We start from the raw sequence: 24,572 nt of genomic DNA, 5'->3' as shown, positions 1-24,572 counted from the left end.
GATGACCCAGCTCGCACCGGGGCGTCCCGGTCCGGCTGCGAAGGTCGTCCGGGGAGCGCCGCCCGGACGACCACTGCGCCGCCGGTTCCCGCTGGCCCCTTACCTGATGATCCTGCCGTTCTTTCTGTCGTTCATTGCCTTCGGCGCCTATCCGTTACTGTTCGCGCTGCGGCTGAGCTTCACGAACTGGAAAGGATCCGGCGAGCTGCGCTGGATCGGGCTCGGCAACTACACGTACCTGCTGACGAGCAGCGAGTTCTGGGCCTCGCTCGCGAACTCGGGGATCATGTGGCTGTTGATCGTGCCGGTCCAAACGATCGGCGCGGTGGCGATCGCCGCGGCGTTGTCCCAGGCCGGGCTGCGTGGTCGCGGCTTCTTCCGCACCACGCTGATCGTCCCGTTCGTGACGCCTCTGATCGCGATGGCGCAGGTGTGGATTCTGCTGTTCGACGCCGACTTCGGCGCCGTGAACGCGGCACTCGAGGCGGTCGGCCTGCCATCGATCGGCTGGCTCACCACGACGGCATGGTCCAAGCCGACGATCGCGTTGCTGGTGCTGTGGAAGACCACCGGCTTCGCCATCGTGATCATGCTGGCGGCGATCCAGGGCATCTCGGACGACGTGTACGAGGCGGCGGACATCGACGGTGCCGGCGTCTGGCACAAGTTCTGGTCGATCACTGTGCCGCTGATGCGCCGCGCGATCGCCTTCTATGTCGTCATCGCGACGCTCGGCATCTCGCAGATGTTCGCCGAGCCGTATGTGATGACGAAGGGCGGACCGTACAACTCGACGATCACCTCTGGCCTGTTCCTCTACAACCACATCGGCTCGTCCGACCTCGGGCTGGGCGCCGCTAACAGCTTCCTCCTGGTGCTCTTGGTGTTCCTGCTGTCGCTGGTATCCGTCCGGCTACTCCGCTCGAAGGAGGACTGATGAGCGCTTCGACGACCACGGGCTCGCAACGGCTGCGTACGTTCGTCGTGTATGCCGGTATGGCGGTGCTGCTGGCCGTGTTCCTCTACCCGCTGTGGTGGATGGCGTCCTCGTCGTTCAAGCCGGGTTCGGAGATCGTGACCAGCCCACTGTCGTTCGATCCGCGCGACTTCACGCTCGACCACTATCGGGCGATGTTCGCCAGCGTGCCGATCTGGACGGGTTTCCTCAACACCGCGATCATGCTCGTGCTGAAGGGCGGGATCACGCTGGTGTTCTGCCCATTGGCCGGTTTCGCGTTCGCCAAGTACAACTTCCCCGGCAAGAACTTCCTCTTCGGGTTCATCCTGCTGACGCTGATGCTGCCGACCCTGGTGCTGGTGATCCCGTTGCTGCTGGAGATGAGCCTGCTGAACTGGGTCAACACGTACCAGGGTCTGGTGCTGCCTGGCGCGATCGACGCCTTCAGCATCTTCTGGATGCGGCAGGTGATCGCGGGCATCCCGGACGAGCTGCTGGAGGCGGGCCGGCTCGACGGGTGCTCCGCGCTGGGGCTCTACCGCCGGATCGTCCTGCCGGTGATCCGGCCGGGCCTGGCCGCCCTTGCGGTGCTCACTTTCCTCAATATCTACAACGACTTCCTCTGGCCGGTCATCGTGGTCAACGACGCGAGCAAACAGACCTTGCAGGTCGTGCTGTCGAATCTGTCGCTGTCGATCGCCAGTGCCCAAGTCGACTCGAGCCCGGCGACTGTCTGGGGTCAGTTACTGGCGGCGACGACCGTCGCCAGCATCCCGGTCGTGATCATCTTCGTTCTGCTGCAACGCCACTTCGTCCGCGGGATCCTCGCCGGCAGCACCAAGTGAGCCCATCTAGGAGGACCATGCCCAAGGCAACCATCCGGCTGCATCCCGGCCTTCGGGTCGGCGCGGTGCCGGCCCGGCTGTTCGGCTCGTTCGTCGAGCACATGGGACGCTGCCTATACACCGGGATCTACGAGCCGGGCCACCCGACGGCCGATGCGGACGACTTCCGCGGCGATGTCCTCGCGCTCGTCCGGGAGCTCGGCGTGACCACCGTCCGCTACCCCGGGGGGAACTTCGTCTCCGGGTATCGGTGGGAGGACGGTGTCGGTCCGGTCGACGAGCGCCAAGCGCGACTCGAACTTGCCTGGCACAGCGTAGAGACCAACGAGGTCGGCCTGAACGAGTTCATGCGGTGGGTCGCCAAGGCCGGTGTGGAGCCGATGCTTGCCCTCAATCTCGGCACGCGTGGCGTCGAGGATGCCGTGCGCCTGCTGGAGTACGCCAACCACCCGGGCGGCACCGAGCTCTCCGAGCTGCGCCGCGCGCACGGCGAGGACCGGCCGCACGACATTCGGATGTGGTGCCTCGGCAACGAGATGGACGGCCCCTGGCAGATCGGCCACAAGACTGCGGCCGAGTACGGACGGCTCGCCGCCGAAACCGCGCGAGCCATGCGCATGCTGGATCCGGGCCTGGAGCTGGTCGTCTGCGGCAGCTCGAGCGCGTCGATGCGGACGTTCGGCGACTGGGAGTCGGAGGTGCTCGAGCACACCATCGATCTCGTCGACCACATCTCGCTGCACGCGTACTACGAACCGTTCGGTGACGACGTCGACAGCTTCCTCGCCTCCGGTGCCGCGATGGACCGCTTCATCGAGGACGTCGCCGCGATCGCCGACGCGGTCGCGGCCCGGCGCGGCGTGCGCAAGCGCATCGGGCTCTCGTTCGACGAGTGGAACGTGTGGAAGGAGAGGAGCAAGCGCGCACCCGGGCCGCCGTCCGAGTGGGTGCGTGCGCCCGCGTTCGCCGAGGAGGAGTACGACGTCACCGACGCCGTCGTCGTGGGCGGCCTCCTGATCAGCCTGTTGCGGCACGTCGACCGCGTGTCGGCCGCCTGCCTGTCACTGCTGACCAATGTCAGCGCACCCATCCGCACGGTCGCCGGTGGAGCCGCTTGGCGGCAGACCATCTTCCATCCGTTCGCGCTGGCCGCGGCCCATGCCCGCGGAACGGTGCTGCAGGTGGCGCTGGATGCTCCGACGATAACGACTGACCGCCACGGTGACGTGCCGATGGTCGACGCCGTCGCGACCACGACCGGTGACGAGCTGGCCCTGTTCGTTGTCAACCGGCACCGTACGGAGTCGGTGGACGTCCAGGCCGACCTTGCCGCGTTCGGCGTGGAAGGCCTGCTCGATGCCCGGTCGGTGTACGACGACGACCCGTCGGCCGTGAACACCGCCGAGCACCCGGACCGCGTCGTACCGCGGCCCCTGAAGGCCGGCGTCGACGGCGGCGTGCTGCGGGCAACCGTGCCACCAGAGTCCTTCTCTGTACTGCGGCTGGCCGTGTCCTGACCCGATCCACCGACGACTGGAGACTTCGTTGCGCACTGCATCCCTGACTATCGACCCGGCATTCTCGGTCGCGCCGGTGCACCGCCATACCTTCGGCTCGTTCGTGGAGCACCTCGGACGCTGCGTGTACACGGGCATCTACGAGCCCGACCACGCCACCGCCGACGAGGACGGGTTCCGCAAGGACGTCCTCGAGCTCACGCGAGAGCTCGGCGTGTCGCTGGTGCGGTATCCCGGCGGCAACTTCGTGTCCGGCTACCGCTGGGAGGATGGCGTCGGGCCGGTCGAGCAGCGTCCGCGCCGGCTCGATCTGGCCTGGCACAGCCTGGAGACCAATGAGTTCGGCCTCGGTGAGTTCGTGCGGTGGGCCGGCAAGGCCGCGGTGGAGCCGCTGATGGCGGTCAACCTCGGTACTCGCGGCGTGCAGGAGGCCGTCGACCTGCTGGAGTACTCCAATGTTGCCTCCGGCACCCGTCTCGCCGAACTTCGCCGGTCCCACGGCGCGGATGCGCCATTCGGGTTCCGGGCCTGGTGCCTCGGCAACGAGATGGACGGGCCCTGGCAGATCGGCCACAAGACGGCCCGCGAGTACGGGCGGCTGGCCGCGGAGACCGCACGCGCGATGCGGATGGTCCAGCCCGACCTCGAACTGGTGGCCTGCGGCTCGTCCAGCTCGTCGATGCCGACATTCGGCAACTGGGAGCGCGAGGTGCTGCAGGAGTGCTACGACCTGGTGGACCACATCTCGTGCCATGCCTATTACGAGGAGACCGACGGCGACGTGGCATCGTTCCTGGCGTCCGCGGTGGACATGGACCACTTCGTCGACTCCGTGACCGCCACCGCCGACGCGGTCGGCGCTGCACTGCACAGCCGCAAGCGGATCAACATCTCCTTCGACGAGTGGAACGTCTGGTACCAGACGCGGTTCAACTCGGCGGAACCACCGCGGGACTGGCCGTTCGCACCGCGGCTTCTCGAGGACGTGTACAGCGTGACGGACGCCGTCGTGGTCGGCGGCCTGCTGATCTCACTGCTCCGGCACAGCGACCGCGTCGCCCTCGCCTGCCAAGCACAACTGGTCAACGTCATCGGACCGATCATGACCGAGCCCGGTGGTACGGCCTGGCGGCAGACGATCTTCCACCCCTTCGCTCTGACCTCGCGGCTTGCCGCCGGGGAGGTGCTCCGCGTCGAGACGACAGCTCCCGAAATGGAGACGGCACGGTTCGGACCGGTGACCATCGTCGACGCGGCCGCGACCTACGACGTCGGCCTGGGCCGTCTTGCTCTGTTCCTGGTGAACCGGTCGGTCGACGGGCCGGTCGAGGTGTCTGTCGACCTACGCAGCGTGAACCCCGAGGCAGTGGCCGAATCGGTCTCCTTGTACGACGCCGATCGGCACGCCGCCAACACCGCGGACCAGCCCGACCGGGTGGTCCCCAAGCATAACGACAGCGTGCGGCTTGACGGCGGCCGGGCAACCGTCACGCTGCCGCCGATCTCGTGGACCGCCGTGGAGTTCGTCACCCGCTGACGCGGCGGCCGCGAGGCCGCAACCTGAACGGAGCATGCGATGCACTCGTTTCGCCGCAACGCCGCCGTTGCTCTCATGGCCACGCTGACGTCCGCGGGAAACGGCTACTTCCGCCTGACCAACCGCAACCCCGGCAAGCTGCTCAAGATCTACAACAACTCCCAAGCCGACGGCGCCATCGCCGACCAGTGGACCGACACCGGCTGCGCCTGCCAGCACTGGTCACACGTCAAGGAGGGAATCCAGTAGTGCGAACAAGGTGGTCAACAGGCCGAGTGATCCTTGCCATCGCGGCGGCCGCGCTGGCAGGCTGTGCCGATACCCCGGTCGAGAGCCCGCAGGCCGCGGCTCCTCCGCAGGGCAGGCTGGCTATGACCGGCGACATCGGTGACCAGCAGCCGGGAGGCGTTGATGACCCGGTCCACGACCCGACACTGTTCAAGCACGGCAAGACTTTCTACGTGTTCTCGACCGGCATCCGGAACGAGGACGATCCGGGCGGTATCTTCGCCCGCCGGTCCACCAGCAGCCTCGCCGGTCCGTGGGAGTCGCTCGGGGCCATCACGCTGCCGGAGTGGACCCGCAAGTACGGCGTCGCACACCTGTGGGCTCCGCACGTGGTCGAGTCCGCCGGCACGTTCTACCTCTACTACGCCGCTTCCTCGTTCGGCACGAACCGGTCCGCGATCGGTGTGGCCACCACCAAGACTCCCGGCGATCTGGACAGCTGGGTCGACGGCGGCCCGATCGTCACCTCGAAGGAGGGCGACGACTACAACGCAATCGACCCGCAAGTCTTCATCGCCGATGGCCAGTGGTACATCGCCTACGGCTCGTTCTGGACCGGGATCAAGATGCAGCGACTGACCGGCATGCGCACCGTGGCCGGTCCCCGTATCTCCTTGGCCAGCAACACCGCCGACCCCGCGAACCCGATCGAGAACCCGCAGCTCTTCCAGCACGGCAACTATTGGTACCTCGCCGCCTCCTGGGACTTCTGCTGCCGCGGGGTCGACAGCACCTACAAGGTCGTCGTCGGACGGTCCACCAGCCCGACCGGACCGTTCGTCGACGCCGACGGCGTGCCAATGACCGAGGGCGGCGGAACGGTCGTGCTGGACCGGCGCGGTGACCAGATCGGACCAGGCGCGCTCGACGTGCTCGACCACGACGGCCGGCCGTACGCCGTCCACCACTACTACGACGCGGCGAGCAACGGCACCATCCACATGCAGATCCGCGAGGTCGAGTGGCACGACGACTGGCCGCATTTCTCACACGGACCAGGCGACGGCGAACCGCCGGGCTGATCGCTACGACGGGACAGGCACCCGTCGAGCTGAGCAGCGTCGTGAGGACGTTCGGGGAGCCGCCGGCTACGGCGGCCGGGGGCTCCACGGCGAGGTGGTCGAGGAACTCGGTCAGCGCATCGTCGGCGGAGCGCGCCGGCCGTGGGCGACATCCTCGACGTCCCCACGACCGCCCATGCGGCCGTTCTCGATGCCATCCGCGACCGCGAACCCACCCGGGCGGCCGATGGGCGGACGGCATCGGCCCGCGCGACGCGCGGTCATTCGGGTCGGCGGCACAGGTTGTGCCGCCTGTTTTGTTTGGGTGACGAGGTCACCGTCGTGCGGTTCTCGAAGGACCGGGACCAGCCGGTTGCCTTGAGCAACGGTGGCTGGTTCACATCATTCAACTCGTGCGCAGCCTCGTGGCCGGCGGTCCGCTGGTCACCGCGAATTCGATGATCAGAGATGCCGCTCAGACCGGGGCGACGTGCTGTCGAGCACGGCCCTCCCGGCCGGAGGCACACCCGGGCGGTAGGCGGGCCCAAGAGGTCGGCGGTACCCCGTGAACTTTTTTCGCGGCTGACCTGGGTGAATGGTCAGCTGGGTCATCCGGGGGAAGGCCAGCGCGCCGGTTCGGAGGTCCAGAGTGGTTGCGCCGAGGGGGCCCAGAGATATCACCGCGCCGAGACCTGTCGCCGTGCGCCGCCGGATACCGGCGACAACTCAAGGTGTCGAACGGACCGTGGTGCTGGCGTTCGTCGGGATCCGGACCTTCGACCTGGTCCAGACGGCAATCGCGTTGTCGACCGGCGGCCTGGCCGCGTCCACTGCGCCCGCGCTGGACCTAACACTCGTCGCCTTGGTCACTGTCGAGTAGATGCTGCTCGGCCACTGGCTGCTCAAACGGGGATCTGTGCTGCCCTTGCCGTGGCCACTGGTGCTGGATTTCGTTCTCGCGGCCAGCCTCATCCTGTCCTCTCCCGGGTACCTTTCTCCGACGTCGCGGTTGACTGTCTGGACCATGTGGGTTTACCCAGTCACGCTGTCGACCGTCCCCCTGGTCGGAGGCGCGCTCCGTCGACTCGAGCAGGTCTTCGCTGCCTCCGGAGTGCTTGCCCTGGCATACCTCGTGGCGGTCGCGTTGCCCCTCATAGGGCGACGAGTCGGGCAGGGCGACAGCCCTGGCGAATGCACTCGCCTACCCCGGGTTCGCGTTGGTCGCCTTCGTCTTCTGCCGGTTCGTCCGGAGGCTCGCCGAGGCCGCGGACGTCACTCGCCAACGGGTGGCCGAACTCCAGCGCGACCGCGGCAGGGCCCTCGTCCATGACCTGCTCGTGTACCTGCAACTGGACAGGTTCGCGCTGGCCGACGAACAGACTCAGATAGCGATGATCATGCAGGCCAGAGAGAAGCATCAGCAGATGCTGCTCGTACGTCGATGGGGCCGACGTCACCCAGAGCGTAGTGGAGCACATCCTCGGGATCCTCAGGCTTCATCCGACACTCGCCATCCGCCACATCGTGGACATCGAACACGGAACCCAGTTGTCGAGCGAGATCGTCGAGCACCTTGACCGGGCGGTTGACACCGCGCTGGCCAACGTGGGCCAGCACGCACCAGGGGCCAATGTCGTAGTGACACTCCCCTCGGACCACGATCAACTCGTCGTGAACGTTCGCGACAACGGTCCGGGATTCGATCCGGTCGCGTCCAGACCTGGCTACGGCATCGCGGAAATCCTGGGCCGGCAACTGGAGCTCGTCGGCGGGCGCAGCGTCGTCCGGGCGGTGCCGGGGAGCGGCACCGACGTATCGATCACCGTCCCGAGGCAATCATGACCACCCGGGACCTGGTCCTACCGCTTGCCCACGACAACGAAGCCGTCCGGTACGTCGTGATCGACGACGAGCCACGGTATCGCCTGCCGATCGAGCCACATGACCGGATGGACGCTCTGCCTGACCTCGTCATTCCTACAACAATCCGGAGGAGGACACGAGCAGCCTGTGGACAGAGAACCGGAGGCTTGTCCGAGCCACCGCCGCAACTCCCCACCGCCGACGAGCTCGACGCCGTCGACGATCCGGGTCCGGCTGCGCAGGTCGCGCTGTCCCTGCCCCCACATGACCACGAGGGGCAGGCCTTGATGTCGTCCAACGCCACACGACTCCCTCCTGGGCGAGGGCGCGCGCGGCCGGGCTTCCTGAGGGCCTCAGGTGGGGCGCTCGTCCGGCCAGGCGATGGCACTCTCGTCGATCATGTCGCCGAGCCTGTTGACGGCATTGGGGTGGAGGATCTGCTGGGTCTTCAGTCGGGCAGCGACGATGCGGGCCACCTCGATGGCGCCACGAGCCCGGAAGTGGGTGTTGTCGCTGATCCCTTCCGGGTAGTTGGGGTTCTCCCCGCGGGCCAGCCAGAGGAAGTGATCCTTGGTCCGCTCGGGTCCCAGCTCCTGCCACAGGTTCATGCTGAGCGCGGACAGATCGATGACGTCGACGCTCAAGCTTTGCCCGAGCTTCTTCATGGCTGCCGGATATTCGCCATGGCTCGGGACGGCGGTGTCGCCCGAGAAGCGTCGACGCTCTACCGACGTCACCAGAACCGGTGTAGCGCCGTGGGCCCGCGCGGTCTCCACGTACTGCGTCAGGTAGTCCTGGAAGGTGGTGTAAGGATCGGTTCCCCGGTCAGGATCAGTGATCTTCTCGTCGTTGTGGCCGAAGGAGATGAGCAGATAGTCGCCCGGCCCGATCTTGGACGCGATGCGGGAGAGGCCGCCCAGGGCGATGAAGCTCTTGGAACTGGCACCCGAGATCGCCTCGTCGACGACTCGCACGTCGTGGTTGAGGAAGAGCGGAAGAGCTTGCCCCCATCCGGTGCGGGGTGCTTCGGCCGCCGCGTAGACCGAGGCGGTCGAGTCACCCGCGACGAAGACCGTGAACGGCCGTTCGCTGTCCGGGCGGGCTGACAGTGCCGAAGCAGGGCCGGCGGCGCCGACAACGGCCATCGCCGAGGTGAGCACGAGAGGGATCCACCGCCGCACCAGGTCACGTTGGAATCGCATGTCGAATCCTTTCCGTCGATGGCGCCCGCCGGTTGACGCGGGCGGTACCACGAGCCTCGCCGACCCGAGCGGGCCGGTGACGCAGGCTCCGGGAGCCGAACTCCCGGAGCCTGCCGCGAAACCTCAACTACGCCAGGGCACCCAGCCGTCGGTGCCGGTCAGGTAGGCCTCACGCGTATGCGCCTTGGCCTCCGTCCCTTTGAGCTGGGGTCGGCCGTCGACGGGCTCGTCGCCCACCACCGCCCCTGGGCCGGTGTTGTCGTGCTCGAAGAACTCCGCATCCCGCCAGGAGTATCCGCTCATGTCGCTCCATGCCGGTGTGCCGACATGGGCACCGAGCCAGGATTCACGGACCACCACGGCAGGATCGACCAAAGGATCGCTGCTCGGGTGCCAGGGCCGGCCCAGGAACACCGTGCCCGGAGCCGCCTCGGAGACGAAGCGGCATTCGGTGAACAGGAACCCGCGCCGCCCCTCGGGGGTCGAGGCAGCCGTGACGTAGCCGTTGACCCTGGAGCCGCGATCGACCGAGTTGATGGTCGACCTGTCGAACACCGCGGTGGCGCGGCCGTAGATGAAGTCCACGTCGCCCTCGATGGAGGAGTGACGGACGTAGACCCGCGAAACCACGCTCTTGCTCGGCGTATCGGCGAGGAAGGTGTCCTGGTTGCCCAGCAGCCGGACGTTGTCGAGCATGGTGCGATCGCCCGTGGTTCGCAGGGCCAGCGCCTGGCTTGGTCCGTTCGCCTTCTCGTCGTAGGCGTTCAGGATCGTCAGATCCTCGAACCGCACGTTCGCGGCGAGGCTGCCGAGGGTGGCGGAAAGGTTCGCGCCATACGTTCCGCCGTAGAACTTCGCCCCTCCGGCCGGCAGGTCGTACTGGAGTATCGCGTCGGCCGGGTTCCCGGTCTCGCCCCGGATCGTGACGCCGTCCGCGTCCGGCCAGAGCCGCACGATCTCCCGGTAGTTGCCTGGCGCAACGACCACCGTGACCGGGTGGTCAGCGCGTGCGGCCGCGCCGACCGCGGCACTGATGCTTGCCGTGTCACCCGAGCCGTCGAGGGCCACGCGCAACTGGTCGCCGACCATTTCGTCAGTGGCCATCGGGCCCGCCTGTGCCGTCACCAGGCCGGCCAGGCCATCCACGGAATCAGCGTGGTAGGCGTAGAAGGAGAGGGGGTCGAAGGTTGGGCCGGTGTTGTCGCGACGCCCGTGAGTGCCGGTGAATCGGTTGCCTCGGGAGTGCAGCTTCGAGGCCGGATCCTTGGCGACGATCGGGTCCTCCGCGTTCGCGTACACACTGTTCTCCACGACCAGCCGTGACGCTCCCCGCGACATCGTCCCGTACTGGCCGATGCCGTCGAGGTAGTTGTTGTAGAGATGGCCCGCGGCCACATTGTCGATGCTTGCGTTGCGCTGGTAGGTGTTGGTGATCCAGTTGTGGTGCAACGTGATCGTGGTGACGACATTGCTCGTCCATCCCACGCCGATCGCCTTGTTGTGGTCCCGGAACACGTTCCACGACAGGGTGACGGCGGTCGAGTCCTTGCGGACGTCGACCAGCCCGTCGCCCAGCCGGGCGAACTCGTTGTGGTCGATCCAGACGTGGCTGGACGTGTCGACCCGGATGCCGTCGTTGTCGTTGTCGGACCGCTTGCCGTCCCAGTCGCCCGGGATATAGGAGTCCCGGAACACCAGGTTGCGGATGATGACGTTGTCCACGCGGTCGACGTACAGGCCGCCGCCGACGAGGGCAGCGTTCCGGCCGATGCCCGCGATCGTCTTGTCGGAGCCGACCTTGATCATGGAGCCCCATGGCTCCACTGCGATCTCTCCACTGACCAGGATCGTCAGCGGCTCCGGGCTGACGGCCGCGCGGGCCAGCTCGGCCGCGGTGGTAACAGTGACGGTCCGGCCGCCGGTGCCTCCAGTCGTCCCGCGCGGGTGCCCGGCGTCGGCCGTCGAGGCGAACCCCGTCGCCAGCGGCGACCACACCGGCCCATCGGCACTCGTGGTCGAGGGAGCACCCATCGACTCGAGCAGCGCAGCGCCTGCCACCCCCGGATCGGTCGGGTCTGCCCCGGTGCTCAGCCGGCCGGCTCCTGCCCAGGATTCGACTGCCTGCCGTGCGAGATCCGCGGGCTGGATGACGCCGTGCGGCCCGGCCGTACCCGCGACGATGCCGGTCAGCGGAGTCTCGGGGTGAGCAGCGTTGTAGGCGGCGAGCACATCGGTCTCGCGGCCGTTCACCCAGGTACCGGCCGCATCGATGCCGGTGCCGCCCCAGCCGTGGATGATGTCGGCCGTCTCGACGCCTGCCGCGAGCTCGAAGGTGTTCTGCCGGGCGATGATGCTCGACTCGACGCCGACGCCCCACGAATATTCGTAGTGCTCCGGGTCGGTCACCCGGTAGAGGTTGTCGTAAACGTGCGCTTGGCCGAACCGCAGCCGGGGTGCTCGTTGGACCAGATCCACGAACTCGTTGTGGTGCAGGGTGACGCGGATCTTGCCGCGGTCCGCGGTGACACCGTCGCCGTTGCCCCACAGCATTGACTTGTCATGGCCGGCCAGCCGGCTCCACGAGATCGTGACCAGGTCGGCCTGGCGCACGACGTCCAGCAGGCCGTCGTGGCGCAGGAAGCGCTCCCCGAAGTACTCCGGCTGCTCCGCGTCGACGGTCTTCCCGTCGTCCAGCGTCAGGTGGTCGAGCCACACATGAGTCGATCCGCTCACCACCAGGTTGTCGTACTCCGTCTTCCACGTCTCGCCGTTCCAGCCGGGGAAGCAGTCGTACGCGTCGGAGATCCGCAGGTTCCGGACGATGACGTTGTCGACCTTCTCCACGTCAACCTCTACCCCGGTCAGGCTGACCTGCCCGGCACCGATGAGAGTCGTATTGGATCCAACTTTGATCTTCACCTGGCGGCCCTGGGCGGCTGCCGAAGCCTTGCGGGCGAGCTCCATCGGGCCTGAGGCCGGACCGGACCAGTGCGCCGGGTCGAAGGCCTGCAGGTAGTTCTGCAGCGTGTATCCGTCACGCTGGTAGTCGACGCAGCTGATCTCAGTGCCGTCGGCCTGCCGGCCGGCGTCGATGTCCCCGACGACCCGGACGATCTTGGGTGCGTCTCCCTGAACCGCGGCGGCGAGCTCGTCGCGGGTGTCGACGTCGATGATGTTGCCGGGCGCCGCGTCCGCGCCGCCCGACGTTCCGCCGTTGGCTGAGGCCCAGCCGTCTCCAGGGGCGAGCCTTTGGCGATCGAGATCGGGCGTCGCGGCCGCTGAAGCCGGGAGCGCAGCGGACTGACCTGGGAGGGCCGCCGCGGGCTGCGGTGAGGCGGTCGCGAGCACGCTGGCCACAGCCATTGCGGCGCAGGCGACGAGAAGCGAGCGGGGTTTGGGGCGGATTGGCGGGGTCGGCTCAGCTGATGTGAAGTACATCCTTCGCCTTTCTGATGGGCGGTGGAATGCCGTGGGCCCAACCGTCAGGACAGCCTTCGTCCAATCTGGGGAACCGGTTTCTCAGAGGTTAATGGCGCACCCGCTGTTCGGCAAGGTCTCGCCCACCAGTAATGGAATTCCAGCAGCCCTCGACTGAGGGACCGGTTCCTGAGAAAGGTGTGGCGATTTCAGCTGGCGGTTCGGCGTGCCGAATCCACCCGGGCAACGGCCAGGGCCGCCAGGTCCGAGGCGTCCGCTTGGCTGAGCCGCCGATCGACGACGAGCGCGATCAAGGAGGTGTCGAAGGTCTCGCCTGGCGCCAGGACTCGCGCCGAGTCCCATGCCAGCGAGGGGCCGGCGCCCACGTAGTCCGACAACCGGACGAACCACGGCAGCGGCTCCTGGGCATCCTGGACCAGTACGACGGACGTCCAGGCCTCGCCGTACAGGGCACTCACCACCAGCCACGGCGACTTCGAGCTGTGGGCGCCCGGCTCGCCGGTGCCGTCCACGGTGAGGAGTTCGGTGCGTTCACCGAAGGGGAAACGCCAGAAGATGCCGCCGTACCCGGCTCCCGGGCGGCCGTTGACGGCCGGGCTCGCGATCGTCGCACCGGACGGTGCCGTCAGGGCGCTGTGCCAGCCCAGGGCCCAGGCCTCCGCTTCGGCGATGAGCACACCGGTCAGCCGGCGCTCCTCGAGCAGTTGCTGGCGGTCGTTCTGATCGGCCCAGGTGATCCGGTCGACCAGCCCGGCGGTCCCCTCGACGGTCAGTCGCGTGCTGATCTGCCGCCCGTGGTTCGACAGCAGGGTCGGGCCCTGCCCGGGCAGGAACGTTCGACCACCCCAGTACGTCGTTCCGTCCACGTCCGCCACTGTCAGGGACAGCCCGTAGTGGTGCCGATGGTCCACCGGGCTGGTCACTGTCAGCGCTCGCCCGGACAGCGAGTGGACAGGGTGCAGGTGCGGCCTCGGGCTGTGGACCCGGGGCATCGCCGCCCCGCTCACGTAGCGCGTCAGAGGTACTTCGAGGCCTTCGAACACGGCACCGTCATCCTCGAGCTTCCACTCTGCGGTGAGCCCGTTGCCCAGGTTGCGGTGAACCAGGCCGGCGGTGCCGGACGATGGCGCGCCGAGGCGCCGGGCCGGGGGCACCGGCCCGCTGCTCGAGCGCACCACCAAAGAAGGCTCGATGACCTCGACCTCACCGGGCTCGACGCCCGGCGTGTCGATGCTCGCGATCAACCGCGCCCAGGCGCGCCGGCCGACCTCGGCCTGTGGCACCACAGCGGTCGTCAGCGACGGCGTGGCGAAACGCGCCAGTTCGATGTCGTCGAAGCCGGTCACCGAGATGTCCCCGGGCACGGCGACACCAGTCTCGTTCAGCCGGGCGAGTAGGCCGAAAGCGACCAGATCGTTGAACGCCACGACGGCTGTGGCGCGGGACTCCAGCACCTCATCGGCCACCCGGTAGCCGGCATCCACCGTCGAGCCACCGGCGATTGTTCGCACCCGCAGGAACGGATGCCGGGTACGGGCTTCCTCCAAGGCTCTGGCCCGGACGTGATGTGACGCGGCGCTCGGCGGTCCGGCGACGTACGCCAGGTCCTGATGGCCGTTCTCCACCAGATGATCCACCAGCAGAGCGATCCCCAGGGCGTAATCGACCGTCAGGGCCGGCACCCCCTCCACCAGCCGGTTCAACAACACGGCCGGCTTCACCTCCGGCAGGAGAGCGAGCAACTCCTCCTCGGGCATCCTCGGAGCGGCCAGGATCACGGCGTCGCAGCGAAGGCGCGCCTCCAGCGTCACCTCGGCCTCCCGGGCCGGGTTCTCCACCGTCTCAGCGACGAGGATGCGATACCCCATCTCGTCGGCCGCCGCCATGGCGCCGCGCAGCAGTTGCTGGAACATCGGGTTGCCCAGGTCGGGAACCACCAGGGCAACGGTGTTGGTGCGGCCCAGGGAAAGGCCGCGGGCCAACTTGCTCGGCCGGTACTGCAGTTGGTCCGCGGCGGCGTGGACGCGGGCCGCGATCTCGGGCGCGACGTTCGCCTGGCCGTTCATCACCCGGGAGACCGTGGAACGCGAGACCTGCGCCGCCCTGGCGACCTCACCGATGGTGGTGCCGCTCTTGAGTTGCCGTGTCATCTAGGCCCTGCCCTCCCCTGATCCGATGCCCACGCGAACCGCGTGGAACGTGGCGTAGCCTCCCGTGGCCTCTGCCGCAGTATCGTCCCTCGCTGTCAGGCTGACTGTGCGGGCCCCGTCCGGCGTGCCGAGCGGGGCAGCCGCGAAGAGTCCGACGTCCGCACCGATCCAGCGTCCCGGCTGGGCGGTGAACGATGACGGGACCTGCTGCCATTCCACGCCTCCGGAGAAGCGCCAGGCAAACGTCACCAGCCCTTCCGCGTCGCACCGGACCCGCAACTCGACCTCATCGTCGCCCTCCGGCATGCCCGCCTGGGCTAACGTCTGCTCACCCGGACCGTCCATCGATCGCCGGCAGAGCACGTGGAGTCCGCCCGGCGTCCGCATCAGACCGATCCACGCATACGCCGTACCGAGAACCACCAGGCCGACCCTCGCTCCGTCCGGCGCCGGGCCGAGCCGCGCGGACGTGACCCATTCCGAAGGCTGCCCGGGCAGCGGCTGACCCAGTACGTGTCCAAGCCGGCGTAGATCACCGAGGTCGTCAGGAACCAGGCGAAGGCGCAGTGTCCCGTCTCCTGGAAGGACGTGCCAGTTCGGTTCAGGATTCGCCTGCCAGTGCCACTGCAGCCCTAGCTTGGTCGACTCGAAAGCGTCGCTGCGTACCGGCTCCCGCTGTTCGGCCGGTGGCGAGCCCAACGCCGGGCGGGCGTAGTACGGCACCGGTTCTCCGGTCATCGCTCCCGGCGGGGCGGCGCCGATGATGGGCCAGCCGTCCTCGCCCCACGTCATCGGCTGAAGGTGGACGACCCGGCCGAACACCCCGCGGTCCTGGAAGTGCAGGAACCAGTGTTCGCCTCCAGGCGTGTCGATCCACGCCCCTTGATGGGGCCCGTTGATCGGGCTGCTGCCCTGTGCGAGCACCACCCGGTGCTCGTAGGGACCGTAGACCTCCCGCGACCGGAACACCGATTGCCATCCGGTCGCCACTCCCCCAGCGGGTGCGAAGATCCAGTACCACCCGTCGCGGCGGTAGAACTTCGGACCTTCCAAGGTTCGGCAGCCGGGAATCTCGTCCCCGGCGACGACAGTGCGCGGCGTACTCACGACGTCTTGGAGGTCCTCGGTCACCTCGACCACGCTGAGGCGGTTCATTTGACCGCTGCGGCTGTGAGCCCATCCGAACACCACGTAGGCCCGGCCGTCGTCGTCCCACAGCGGGCAGGGATCGATGACACCGGTACCCGCCAGCAGCGGGCGCGGCTCGCTCCACGGTCCACCCGGATCAGGCGCGGTGAGGACGAAGATGCCGTGGTCTGGATCTGGGTAGGTCAGGTGGAACAGGCCGCGGTGATGACGGAGGCTCGGCGCCCAGACCCCACTGCCGTGCCGCGGGATGCGGTAGTGCTCGACCGGCGGAACCTGCGGTAGCGCCCGCGCAACGATCTCCCAGCTGACCAGGTCCCTCGAGTGCAGGATCGGCAGCCCCGGGGCCCGGTTGAAGCTGGAGGCCACCAGGTAGTAGTCGTCGCCGACGCGCACGACATCGGGGTCGGGCCAGTCCGCGTCGAGCACCGGGTTCGCGTAGCCGCTCATCGCATCCTCTCGCCTCATATCCCTGATCCTAACCTATGGGAAACCGGTTCCCGAGCTGTTATGGTCCGATTTCGTGAACCGGTTTCTGACCGGAGTCAAGACAAGAACGTCATGAGAGAGAAGGCGGACCATGAAACAGCGACGTGTCAGCGGTCTCGCCGCCGTGGCGGCGGCGATGGCCCTTGCGCTCGGCGCCTGCGCCGGCCCGGGCGGTACCGGCGACGCTCAGCCCGGGGCTGGAACGGACGACTGGGGTGACCCCAAGGGCACGATCGAGTTCTGGGACACCAATGCCAACCCGCGGCTCACCGCGGAATGGGAAGAGCTCATCGACAGGTTCGAGAAGGCGAATCCTGACATCGACGTCAAGTACGTCGGGCTGCCCAACTCGTCGTACCTGCAGAAGGTGAACAACGCGCTCGCGACCGGCGAGGTCCCCGATGTGCTGCTGATCGGCAACGACGTCGCCACCCTGATCGCCCAGAAGGCGCTGGCGCCGCTGGACGACGCGTTCAAGCAGGCTGGGCTGGCGGCGAAGATCGACCCGAAGATGGTCGAGAACGAGCGCCGGAACTCCGCCGACAAGGTGCTGTACAAGCTCCCGCTGAGCGCCCTGTCCGACGTGATCTGGTACCGGACGGACTGGCTCAAGAAGGCCGGACTGAAGGAACCGGCCAGTTATGAGGAGTTCTTCGCCACCGCGAAGACGCTCACGAAGCCGGAGTCGAACCAGTTCGGCTTCGCGTTCCGTGGCGGCCCCGGTGCGATGCCGCCGATGTTCGCCATGACCTACGGCATGTCCGGGGTCGGCGAGTTCATCACCAAGGACGGCAAGGCGACGCTGGACGCGCCGGAGAACGTCGCGGCCTTCAAGAAGTACATCTCCCTCTACGGCACGGTGAGCGCAAAGGCCGACCTGGCCAACGACTACCCCAAGATCGTCGCCGCGTTCGACGGCGGCTCGGCCTGGGCAACCCATCACAACCTCGGCTCCTACCAGGACCACCTCAAAGCCCTCGGCAGCTCGAACGTGGCCGGCGTACAGCCGTTCCCCAACGCGGCCGGCGTCATCACCGCGACCTCGGCCGCGGTGTCGGGTCTCGGGGTTCTTGCCAAGAGCAAGCACAAGGCCGCGGCCTGGAAGTTCGCCGAGTTCGTGAGTACCGACGGCAACTCCGACTGGGCGGAGACCGTGGGCCAGGTGCCGGCATCGCTCGAGGCGCAGAAGGCTCCATGGATCTCGCAGGCACAACCGCTGACGGCGATCGTCAAGGCGGCCGAGAACCCGAAGACGCAGTACATCCAGCTGCCCACCTATCTGCCCGACTGGGGATCGATCCTGAAGACCGAGATGGAGCCCGACTTCCAGTCCGTCCTGCAAGGCAAGCTGAGCGCGGAGGACTTCCTGGGCAAGTACGCCGATCGGTTCGAGAAGGCGCAAGCCGAGTACGTCAAGCACGCGGGAAAGTAGCCGCATAGCCCAATGCGATGGCCAAGCCGGTGCCGGGTTCCGGGAAATCACTCCCGGAACCCGGCGCCGCGCCGTTCGCTGTCCCGGCGTGGCGAGCAGCCAGGAGTGCCGCACGCAGCCTCCGCGCACCCGCCGAAGTCGTCCTCGTCGTGACCAGTCTTACAGCCCCTGAATGCTTGACCCCCGCGTGGCAGTGCAGGGCGATCGGCCGCACCTCCGCCGGGGAGAGCACGCCAAGCGCTGCGGCCAGGTCAGTGGTGACAGCGTCCCCGGCAAGGACTGGGCCGGCGCGCCAGACGGCGGGCCAGCCCTCGTACCCGCCGACGGGCGCCGCGGCGGGCTCAGCCTTTCACCCCGCCGGCCGACAGCCCTTGAACCAGGAACCGCTGCACGTAGGCGAAGACCAGAACCACCGGTACCACGGCGACGACGCCGCCGGCCGCGAGTGCGCCGAAGTCGACGCTGTACTCGCCGAGCATGTAGCTGAGACCGACCGGGATCGTGAACTGGTCCTGGGAGTTGAGGAACATCAGCGCGAACAGGAAGTTGTTCCAGGAGGAGATGAACGCGAACGAGCTGATGGCTACCACACCAGGACGCAGCAGCGGCAGCACCGTCATACGGAAGCCGCTGAACCTTCCGCAGCCGTCGACCCAGGATGCCTCTTCGAGCTCGATCGGGATGTTCCTGATGAAGCCCGCCATGAGGATGATCGACAGCGGCAGATGGAAGACGGCATCGGCCACGACGATGCTCCACAGCGTGTTGATCAGATGAGTGGTCCGGAAGATGTCGAAGAGCGGGATGAGCATCATCGCGCCCGGCACGAACTGCGTGCACAGCATCAGGACCATGCACGCGTTCTTGCCACGGAAGCGGAAGCGGGCCAGGGCATAGCCTCCGGCTAGTGCGATCACCGTCGTCAGCAGCACCGTCAGCACCGCGATGATCACCGAGTTCTTGAAGAACACGCCGAACCCGGCACCGTTCCAGACGGTGGCGAAGTGCTCGAAGGTCAGCGGCCAGGGCACGAGCGCGGTCGAGCCGGTCTCGCGAAAGGCGAAGAGCAGGATCCAGTAGAAGGGCACCAGGGTGAACAGCAGGTACGCCGCCAACGGCAGGTAGATCGCCCAGCGCGGCACCCGCCGAGCCGCGGCGCTACCCGTCGGCCGGCGACCGGGCCGGCGCGGACCGGCCGCCCCCGTCTCCGTCGTGTCATGCTCGGGGCCGGTCACCACGGTCGCGCTGGTCATCTGGTCGGAGTTCCTCTCGGCGGTTCGGGCTACGGGAGTCATTCGGTCTCCCTCCCCGCACGGGCGAGCCACAGGTAGGTGACGGAGCACACGGCGAGGATCACGAACGCCGACATGGTCAGCGCCGAGCCGTAGCCGAATTCCTTGGCGTCCACCGCCTTGCGGGCGACGTACAGCGGAAGAGTCATGGTGGCGTTGCCCGGTCCACCGCCGGTCAGGGTGTAGAGCAGGTCGACGTTGTTGAACTCCCACACGGCCCGCAGCAGCGTGGACAAGATGATGGCAGCGCGCAGGTGTGGCAACGTGATCGACCAGAACCTGCGGAACCGCCCGGCGCCGTCGACCTCGGCGGCCTCGTAGAGATCGCCGGAGATGGATTGCAGGTCGGCGAGGATGAGGATCGCGAAGAAGGGGACGCCACGCCAGAGCTCGGCCAGCACGGCGGCCCAGAAAGCCGTGCCCGGCTCGGTCAGCAGACTCGTGCCGTAAGCCCCCACGCCGGCGTCCGCGAGATAGCGCCCGAAGCCGGTCGTCGGGTTGTAGATCAGCAGCCAGATAGTGGTGGTCAGCACTCCGCTGACCGCCCACGGCGAGAACACCATCGCCCTGGAAACGGCGCGCCCGACGAAGGTCTCGTTGATCACCAGAGCCAGCGCCAGACCGAAGACCAGCTGCAGCGACACCTCCACGACGACCCACTGACCGGTGAAGCGCAAGGACTGCCAGAACAGGTCGTCGCGCAGCATCGCCGCGTAGTTCTCGAGCCCGATGAATCCGTTGTCCCACGGCTTGGTGACGTTGTACTTGTACAGGCTGTAGTAGACGACGCTGCCGATCGGATAGATCAAGAAGATCGCGAGGAGTGCCCCCGCCGGCGCCAGCAGCAGGTACGGCGTCCACCGTTCCCGTGGGCGGTTCCGCTTCTGCCGCGGCGCACCAGCCTCCGGCGGCGCAGCCGTACTGAGCACGGTCATGAACTCTCCACTCTCGCCGGGATCGGGGAACCGGTTTCCTGTCAGTGAAACGTACCAGGAACATGACGTCAACATCTGATCGAATACAGAGATCGCCGCTGCCGGTTGGCTGAGAAACCGGTTCCCAGAGGAGATCGCCTGAACTCCCGATCGCTGGCCAGCCCTGCCCGGCAAGACGCGACCGAGGTGGCGGTAGGGTCTCGCCTGCCGGCTTCGAGTTCTACTGCGGCGATCGCCGCTACCTGCTTTGAATCGCTGGGTCCAAGTCGGCTCCACTGAAATCGAGCCAGTCGACAAACAGCCATACCCCGCACCAGCACACCGGCTCCGCACGACACCTCGGCCGGCGCATCATGGCGAAAACGCCAACTCGCGCTACTTCAGCGAGGACGCCTACAGCAACACCGACAACCTCTGAGGGCGTCGACCACCGACCATGCTTGCGCCGCGCCGGTGTCAGAGGGTGATGCCAGCGGTGAAGAGCTGTGACCAGATTTCGGATTGGTCGACGACTTCGACGCCTAGCTTCTCGGCTTTGGTGACTTTGGAGGCGCCGACGTCGGCGCCGGTGATGAGGAGGTCGGTGCTGGCTGAGACCGATGAGGCGATGGTGGCGCCGGCCTTCCCGCAGAGGCGCTGGAAGGCGGGGCGGGGGACCTTTTCGCCAGAGCGCGGGTCACTGATGGCGCCGGTGACTACGACCGTTTTGCCGGCAAGAGGGGCGCCTGCGGCAACGACTGGCGGGAGGTCTTCTTCGCGGACGTCGAGTGATACGCCGGCTTCGCGAAGGCGTTGCAGCTCAGGTCGGAGACGGTTCAGGTGCTCTATGAGGGAGGCTGCGACCTTCGGTCCGATGTCGTCTACCGCGACAAGACCCACCTCTCCGGCGTCGGCTATCTCTTCCACAGAGCCGAAGCCTGCGCGGCAAAGACGGGCTGCGGTGCCTTCGGAGGCCATCGGGATGGCGAGTCCGATCAGGGCGCGGCGGAGGCCGACCTGGCGGCTGGTGTCGATCGACTCGATCATCCGGGTGGCCGAGACCTCGCCCATGCGGTCGAACTCGAGCAGTCTCTCTTTGGTCAGGTGGTAGAAGTCCGACGGGTGCTCGAGGATCCCCGCATCGGCCAGGCGCTCGATCCACACCCCGCCGATCGCGTCGATGTCGGCCGCTGCGCGTGAGGCCCAGTGGATCAGCCGTCGTACGGTCTGGGCCGGGCAGGCGACGTTGACGCAGAACAGCTCCCGGCTGTTGCCCTGCTCACTCAAAGGCTGCTGACACGATGGACAGGTGGTGGGCGGCACGATGTCGCGCTCCGCACCGGTACGCCGGGACGCGTCGAGCACTCCGGCGACGAACGGGATCACGTCGCCGGCCCGGCGTACCAGGACCGTGTCGCCGATCTTGATGCCGCGGGCCCGGATCACTTCCTGATCGGCCAACGTGGCGCGAGTGACCGTCGTACCCCCGACGAAGACAGGCTCGAGCCAGGCGACCGGGGCGATTTTGCCGTCTTCCCCACGTCCCAGACGACGTCGGCCATCACGGTGGTCTTCTCCTCCCGGCGAACTTGTACGCCAGTGCGCCGCGTGGCGAGTTCGAACGAGTTCCGGCCGCGGCGAAGGCACCGCGGTCGGCCAGTCGCAGTACGGCGCCGTCGAGGTCGTAGTCCAAGTCGTTGCGCTGTTGCTCGATCGTGGTGATCACAGCCTGCGCCGCGGTCGCGTCATCGCAGTGCTGCATTTCTGCGGCCGTGAACCCGAGGGCCTGCAGCGCCCGGTCCAGGTCGGAGTCGGTGCCGTCGGGATCAGTATGGAGATCGAAGGCGAGGAACTGCAGGCGGCGCTCGGCGACACTGGCTGGGTCCTTCGCGCGCAGGGTGCCGGCGGCGGCGTTGCGTGGGTTGATCAGCGGCTTGTCCGGGTGATTGGCGTTGTAGGCGACGAAGGTGGAGCGCAGCATGACCGCCTCACCCCGAACCTCGACTCGGCCCGGTGCGTCGACTCTGGTAGGTAGGCCGTCAGCCAATGCCCGCACCAGCGGGGTCACGTCGTCACCGGTAGTCCCGTCGCCGCGGGTGATCGCCCGGGCTAGCTGACCGTTCTCGTAGACCAGAGCCAGGGACAGCCCGTCCAGCTTCGGCATGACGACAACAGACCGGCCGGGGAAGCGTTGGAAGAATGCCTCGACCTGCTCCGGGCGGGTCGCCTTTTCCAGGGAGAGCATCGGCCGCGAGTGCTTCCGTGGCCCCTTGCCGGTGCGAGGGACGAGGGTTGAGTTCGGGATGTCGGCGAACCAGCGGCCGTGCGAGGGGGGCACCATGCGGTCCAGGTCTCCGAACCAGAGCCACGTGGGCACCTCGAGGTGATCCGGATCGATGTCCCAGTCGCCACCCCAGGCCACGTTGTCGCGGGCATAGCCGTCGTAACTCCGCAGGGTGTCGCGAAGGGTCCAGGCCGAAGAGCCGCTTGTTCTCCGCGGTGAGCCAGCCGGCGTCTTCCTCAGTATGCCGTCGAAGAACTCCTCGGTCATCGCGGGGTCGGGCAGCGCGAGCAGCTTGACGTACGTTACGCCGGCGTCAGCGCGGAAGCCCTTCAACGCGCCCTTGATGTCACCCGCCTCCGCGAGTTCGAGGATTGGCAGATCGGGATCCGTAGGGCCTGGCGGCTCGACCAGCCGCCACGGACCAACTCCACCGGAAAGCCCGACAGCCCGCACCCGGCGCTGATCGGCGAGGCCGTGGCAAGCGCGTACGGACCACCTCCCGAGGCACCCAATACGGCGAATTCTCCGATGCCCAAGGACCGCCACCGCCAGCCTGTCGACACCGACAGAGGTCAGGCTCGGTGGCGTGTCAGTCGAACGCCCATAGCCCGGCCGATTGAAGGACACCAGCCGCACAACCAGCCGCCACGCCGCCTGCTACCCAAGCCGCGCCTGCAGCCGCCCCGACGGCGTCCCAGGGTGGAACACCACCGGTACGCCGGCCGCGTCCCCGCCCTCCCACACCTCGACAACCCGGTCCCCCGCCAACTCGACCAGGCGACTCCCCGCCTCATCCGCCATCCCCGAACATAACCTCGGATCGGCTCCATTGCACCCGGCAGCGTCATCCACCCTGACCATGAACTCAGGGGCCCGCGCGAGGCTCCCCTGGGTGACCTCGGCCATGTGCAGACGCCTGGCGGTCATCAGCTGCTCACGCTCATCCGGCAGAACTCCACCTTCGCCCGACTGACCTGATCGCTTCGGTCAGCGACGAAGCGATAGCGCCTTACTCTCGTCGTCGTGCTGACCGATCCGAACTACCTTGTCCCGTCCCCGCCCTACTCGCCCGGCGGCGTCGCCTGGTTGCGAGCTTCCGTCGCGCGCTTCAGCAACGGTGCCACTCATGAGCGACGACGTGCACTGGCCGAGGCCGAACTGGCTGCCATCGACCCGGAGGCCCTGCGAGAACTGGCACTGCGGCGCGGCACTGGCCCAGTCGAAGTACTGGCCGAAGCGCTCGGGCTTCCCGCCACAGTTGCCGAGGACATCGCTGTGATCGCGAAGTCCTACCAACCACACACCACGATCACTACGGCGGCGGATCAGGCCGTCGACCGCCTTGCACGGCTCCTCGGCACCGCTGACGAGAGCGCCGCCAACCGGATCGCCCTGCTCGTCCAGGCGTGTGACGCGACCACTGCCCTAGTGACGAACATCATCGCGGGCCGCACCGACCCGCCGGTGCCCAAGACCCGACGGATCGCCCCCGACGGCACGACAGTCGAAGTCGACCTGACCGACTCACCGTTCGGCGCGGGCCCACACGCCTGCCCCGGCCGGCTACACGCCCTCGCCCTTGCCGACGGTTTGGTCCAAGCCCAGCGCCCCAGGCCGCCAAGGTAGGACCCGTCGATCAGCGGACAGCCCGGCCATTCACCAGAGCATGGCGGCCGATTCGGCCATCTTCCGTGCACCCCCACCGCTCAGCCGGTGAACCTAATGCGTGTGGTTAAGGTGCGTGTCCCTCCTCGGACACCGTGGGGGTTCAAGTCCCTAGGGACTTGAACCTTCTTCTTGTGGGTCCGGCTGGGGGCCCCGGCAGTCTCCCCCACGCGGTTCAGTCTCCCACCGCTGTTGCCGTTGGGCGAGTCAGGATGCTCGGTCTTCCACCGAGGTCTCAGGGTCAACTGGCGAGAGTGCCGGCTCAGCCTGGCTTTGGTACAGCGGGAGTCCGCGCGCGGGCGGATGCCCTATCGCGGCTCAAGCGCCAGCTCAGCTCTGACACCACGCCGGAGGCACGGAACGTGCCTCGCGACCCGAGACGGGAGCACGGGAGCGACACGCAGCCCGAGGTCCCTGCCGCGGCTCAAATCGGGGGCGCCGGTCGGCGCGCGACCTCTAGGAGGCCGCTGAATAATCCGCGTGTCGTCGCGGTGTCTGCTGTGCGTGCTGAGAGGGTTTTGGCATGCAGGGTGTGGAGCGGGTCGATCGGG

General features: G+C 67.6%; 20 protein-coding genes. 10 read left to right on the top strand and 10 right to left on the bottom strand.

The genetic code is table 11. The annotated features are described in order from the left end of the window. The first annotated feature begins 1 nt into the window (after position 1). From EV643_RS42290 to EV643_RS46640, 7 genes are all read left to right on the top strand, one after another. A complete protein-coding gene (locus tag EV643_RS42290) occupies positions 2-937 on the top strand; it encodes a carbohydrate ABC transporter permease (protein ID WP_238166192.1) in 936 nt (311 codons plus the stop codon). Further along, positions 937-1,803, top strand: coding sequence for a carbohydrate ABC transporter permease (locus tag EV643_RS42285; RefSeq protein ID WP_133805870.1), 867 nt, complete (start codon positions 937-939; stop codon positions 1,801-1,803). Before EV643_RS42290 ends, EV643_RS42285 begins: the two co-directional genes overlap by 1 nt. Before the next feature lie 17 nt (positions 1,804-1,820). Continuing rightward, positions 1,821-3,320 (top strand): arabinosylfuranosidase ArfA, encoded by a 1,500-nt coding sequence (gene arfA, locus EV643_RS42280; protein ID WP_133805869.1) that lies wholly within the window; start codon positions 1,821-1,823, stop codon positions 3,318-3,320. Between the two features lie 28 nt (positions 3,321-3,348). Then, the gene (gene arfA / locus EV643_RS42275; RefSeq protein WP_133805868.1) at positions 3,349-4,857 is read left to right on the top strand and encodes an arabinosylfuranosidase ArfA; all 1,509 of its coding nucleotides are present in this window, start codon (positions 3,349-3,351) and stop codon (positions 4,855-4,857) included. Between the two features lie 39 nt (positions 4,858-4,896). After that, positions 4,897-5,106, top strand: coding sequence for an RICIN domain-containing protein (locus EV643_RS42270; RefSeq protein ID WP_133805867.1), 210 nt, complete (start codon positions 4,897-4,899; stop codon positions 5,104-5,106). Positions 5,107-5,132: 26 nt separating this feature from the next. After that, positions 5,133-6,167: an arabinan endo-1,5-alpha-L-arabinosidase gene (locus EV643_RS42265; protein ID WP_202870044.1), complete on the top strand. Its 1,035-nt coding sequence runs from the start codon at positions 5,133-5,135 to the stop codon at positions 6,165-6,167. Positions 6,168-6,891: 724 nt separating this feature from the next. Continuing rightward, the gene (locus tag EV643_RS46640) at positions 6,892-7,026 is read left to right on the top strand and encodes a hypothetical protein (protein ID WP_255513100.1); all 135 of its coding nucleotides are present in this window, start codon (positions 6,892-6,894) and stop codon (positions 7,024-7,026) included. A 271-nt stretch (positions 7,027-7,297) separates the two neighbouring features. Here the strand turns inward: EV643_RS46640 and EV643_RS42260 are convergent, their stop codons facing one another. Then, complete coding sequence (locus EV643_RS42260) at positions 7,298-7,624, bottom strand: hypothetical protein (RefSeq protein ID WP_133805866.1); 327 nt, start codon at positions 7,622-7,624, stop codon at positions 7,298-7,300. Between EV643_RS42260 and EV643_RS42255 the strand changes: the two genes are divergently transcribed. Next, positions 7,614-7,988, top strand: a complete 375-nt coding sequence (locus EV643_RS42255) for a sensor histidine kinase (protein ID WP_133805865.1) — start codon at positions 7,614-7,616, stop codon at positions 7,986-7,988. The genes EV643_RS42260 and EV643_RS42255 overlap by 11 nt on opposite strands. 374 nt (positions 7,989-8,362) lie before the next feature. On the opposite strand, the gene EV643_RS42250 is transcribed toward EV643_RS42255, so the two are convergent. The 4 genes from EV643_RS42250 to EV643_RS42235 form a co-directional block, all read right to left on the bottom strand. Further along, entirely contained in the window at positions 8,363-9,211 is an 849-nt protein-coding gene (locus tag EV643_RS42250) for a rhamnogalacturonan acetylesterase (protein WP_202870043.1), read from the bottom strand. Between the two features lie 123 nt (positions 9,212-9,334). Next, positions 9,335-12,574 (bottom strand): pectinesterase family protein, encoded by a 3,240-nt coding sequence (locus tag EV643_RS42245; protein ID WP_166665790.1) that lies wholly within the window; start codon positions 12,572-12,574, stop codon positions 9,335-9,337. Positions 12,575-12,837: 263 nt separating this feature from the next. After that, entirely contained in the window at positions 12,838-14,799 is a 1,962-nt protein-coding gene (locus EV643_RS42240) for a DUF6807 family protein (RefSeq protein ID WP_133805863.1), read from the bottom strand. Then, positions 14,800-16,413: a glycoside hydrolase family 43 protein gene (locus tag EV643_RS42235; RefSeq protein ID WP_133805862.1), complete on the bottom strand. Its 1,614-nt coding sequence runs from the start codon at positions 16,411-16,413 to the stop codon at positions 14,800-14,802. It lies immediately after the preceding gene. Between the two features lie 112 nt (positions 16,414-16,525). Between EV643_RS42235 and EV643_RS42230 the strand changes: the two genes are divergently transcribed. Continuing rightward, a complete protein-coding gene (locus tag EV643_RS42230) occupies positions 16,526-17,866 on the top strand; it encodes an ABC transporter substrate-binding protein (protein WP_133805861.1) in 1,341 nt (446 codons plus the stop codon). Positions 17,867-18,207: 341 nt separating this feature from the next. Here the strand turns inward: EV643_RS42230 and EV643_RS42225 are convergent, their stop codons facing one another. From EV643_RS42225 to EV643_RS44570, 5 genes are all read right to left on the bottom strand, one after another. Continuing rightward, a complete protein-coding gene (locus EV643_RS42225) occupies positions 18,208-19,161 on the bottom strand; it encodes a carbohydrate ABC transporter permease (RefSeq protein ID WP_202870042.1) in 954 nt (317 codons plus the stop codon). Further along, positions 19,158-20,093 carry a carbohydrate ABC transporter permease gene (locus tag EV643_RS42220; protein WP_133805875.1) on the bottom strand — a complete coding sequence of 312 codons (936 nt, stop codon included), beginning with the start codon at positions 20,091-20,093 and terminating at the stop codon, positions 19,158-19,160. Before EV643_RS42220 ends, EV643_RS42225 begins: the two co-directional genes overlap by 4 nt. A 456-nt stretch (positions 20,094-20,549) precedes the next feature. Next, positions 20,550-21,719, bottom strand: a complete 1,170-nt coding sequence (locus EV643_RS46310) for a helix-hairpin-helix domain-containing protein (RefSeq protein ID WP_238166191.1) — start codon at positions 21,717-21,719, stop codon at positions 20,550-20,552. After that, complete coding sequence (locus EV643_RS46305; protein WP_238166190.1) at positions 21,634-22,809, bottom strand: hypothetical protein; 1,176 nt, start codon at positions 22,807-22,809, stop codon at positions 21,634-21,636. Before EV643_RS46305 ends, EV643_RS46310 begins: the two co-directional genes overlap by 86 nt. A 204-nt stretch (positions 22,810-23,013) precedes the next feature. Next, a complete protein-coding gene (locus EV643_RS44570; protein WP_166665789.1) occupies positions 23,014-23,157 on the bottom strand; it encodes a hypothetical protein in 144 nt (47 codons plus the stop codon). Between the two features lie 222 nt (positions 23,158-23,379). Here EV643_RS44570 and EV643_RS42205 point away from each other — a divergent pair, with 222 nt between their 5' ends. Next, a complete protein-coding gene (locus EV643_RS42205; protein ID WP_133805860.1) occupies positions 23,380-23,982 on the top strand; it encodes a hypothetical protein in 603 nt (200 codons plus the stop codon). Positions 23,983-24,572 lie beyond the last annotated feature (590 nt).

This window comes from Kribbella caucasensis (assembly GCF_004361855.1).
In the GTDB taxonomy this organism is placed as follows: Bacteria; Actinomycetota; Actinomycetes; order Propionibacteriales; family Kribbellaceae; genus Kribbella; species Kribbella caucasensis.
Note: the sequence above shows the minus strand (reverse complement) of the source record. Positions and strands in the feature narration are given on the sequence as shown.

Bases quoted from the DNA above. Each gene is read 5' to 3' on its own strand.
- EV643_RS42250 (WP_202870043.1), bottom strand. From the start codon at position 9,211: ATGCGATTCCAACGTGACCTGGTGCGGCGGTGGATCCCTCTCGTGCTC.
- EV643_RS42230 (WP_133805861.1), top strand. From the start codon at position 16,526: ATGAAACAGCGACGTGTCAGCGGTCTCGCCGCCGTGGCGGCGGCGATG.
- EV643_RS42285 (WP_133805870.1), top strand. From the start codon at position 937: ATGAGCGCTTCGACGACCACGGGCTCGCAACGGCTGCGTACGTTCGTC.
- EV643_RS42245 (WP_166665790.1), bottom strand. From the start codon at position 12,574: ATGGCTGTGGCCAGCGTGCTCGCGACCGCCTCACCGCAGCCCGCGGCG.
- EV643_RS42270 (WP_133805867.1), top strand. From the start codon at position 4,897: ATGCACTCGTTTCGCCGCAACGCCGCCGTTGCTCTCATGGCCACGCTG.
- EV643_RS42260 (WP_133805866.1), bottom strand. From the start codon at position 7,624: ATGTGCTCCACTACGCTCTGGGTGACGTCGGCCCCATCGACGTACGAG.
- EV643_RS42290 (WP_238166192.1), top strand. From the start codon at position 2: ATGACCCAGCTCGCACCGGGGCGTCCCGGTCCGGCTGCGAAGGTCGTC.
- EV643_RS42220 (WP_133805875.1), bottom strand. From the start codon at position 20,093: ATGACCGTGCTCAGTACGGCTGCGCCGCCGGAGGCTGGTGCGCCGCGG.
- EV643_RS42225 (WP_202870042.1), bottom strand. From the start codon at position 19,161: ATGACTCCCGTAGCCCGAACCGCCGAGAGGAACTCCGACCAGATGACC.
- arfA (WP_133805869.1), top strand. From the start codon at position 1,821: ATGCCCAAGGCAACCATCCGGCTGCATCCCGGCCTTCGGGTCGGCGCG.
- EV643_RS44570 (WP_166665789.1), bottom strand. From the start codon at position 23,157: ATGGCGGATGAGGCGGGGAGTCGCCTGGTCGAGTTGGCGGGGGACCGG.
- EV643_RS42240 (WP_133805863.1), bottom strand. From the start codon at position 14,799: ATGACACGGCAACTCAAGAGCGGCACCACCATCGGTGAGGTCGCCAGG.
- EV643_RS42235 (WP_133805862.1), bottom strand. From the start codon at position 16,413: ATGAGGCGAGAGGATGCGATGAGCGGCTACGCGAACCCGGTGCTCGAC.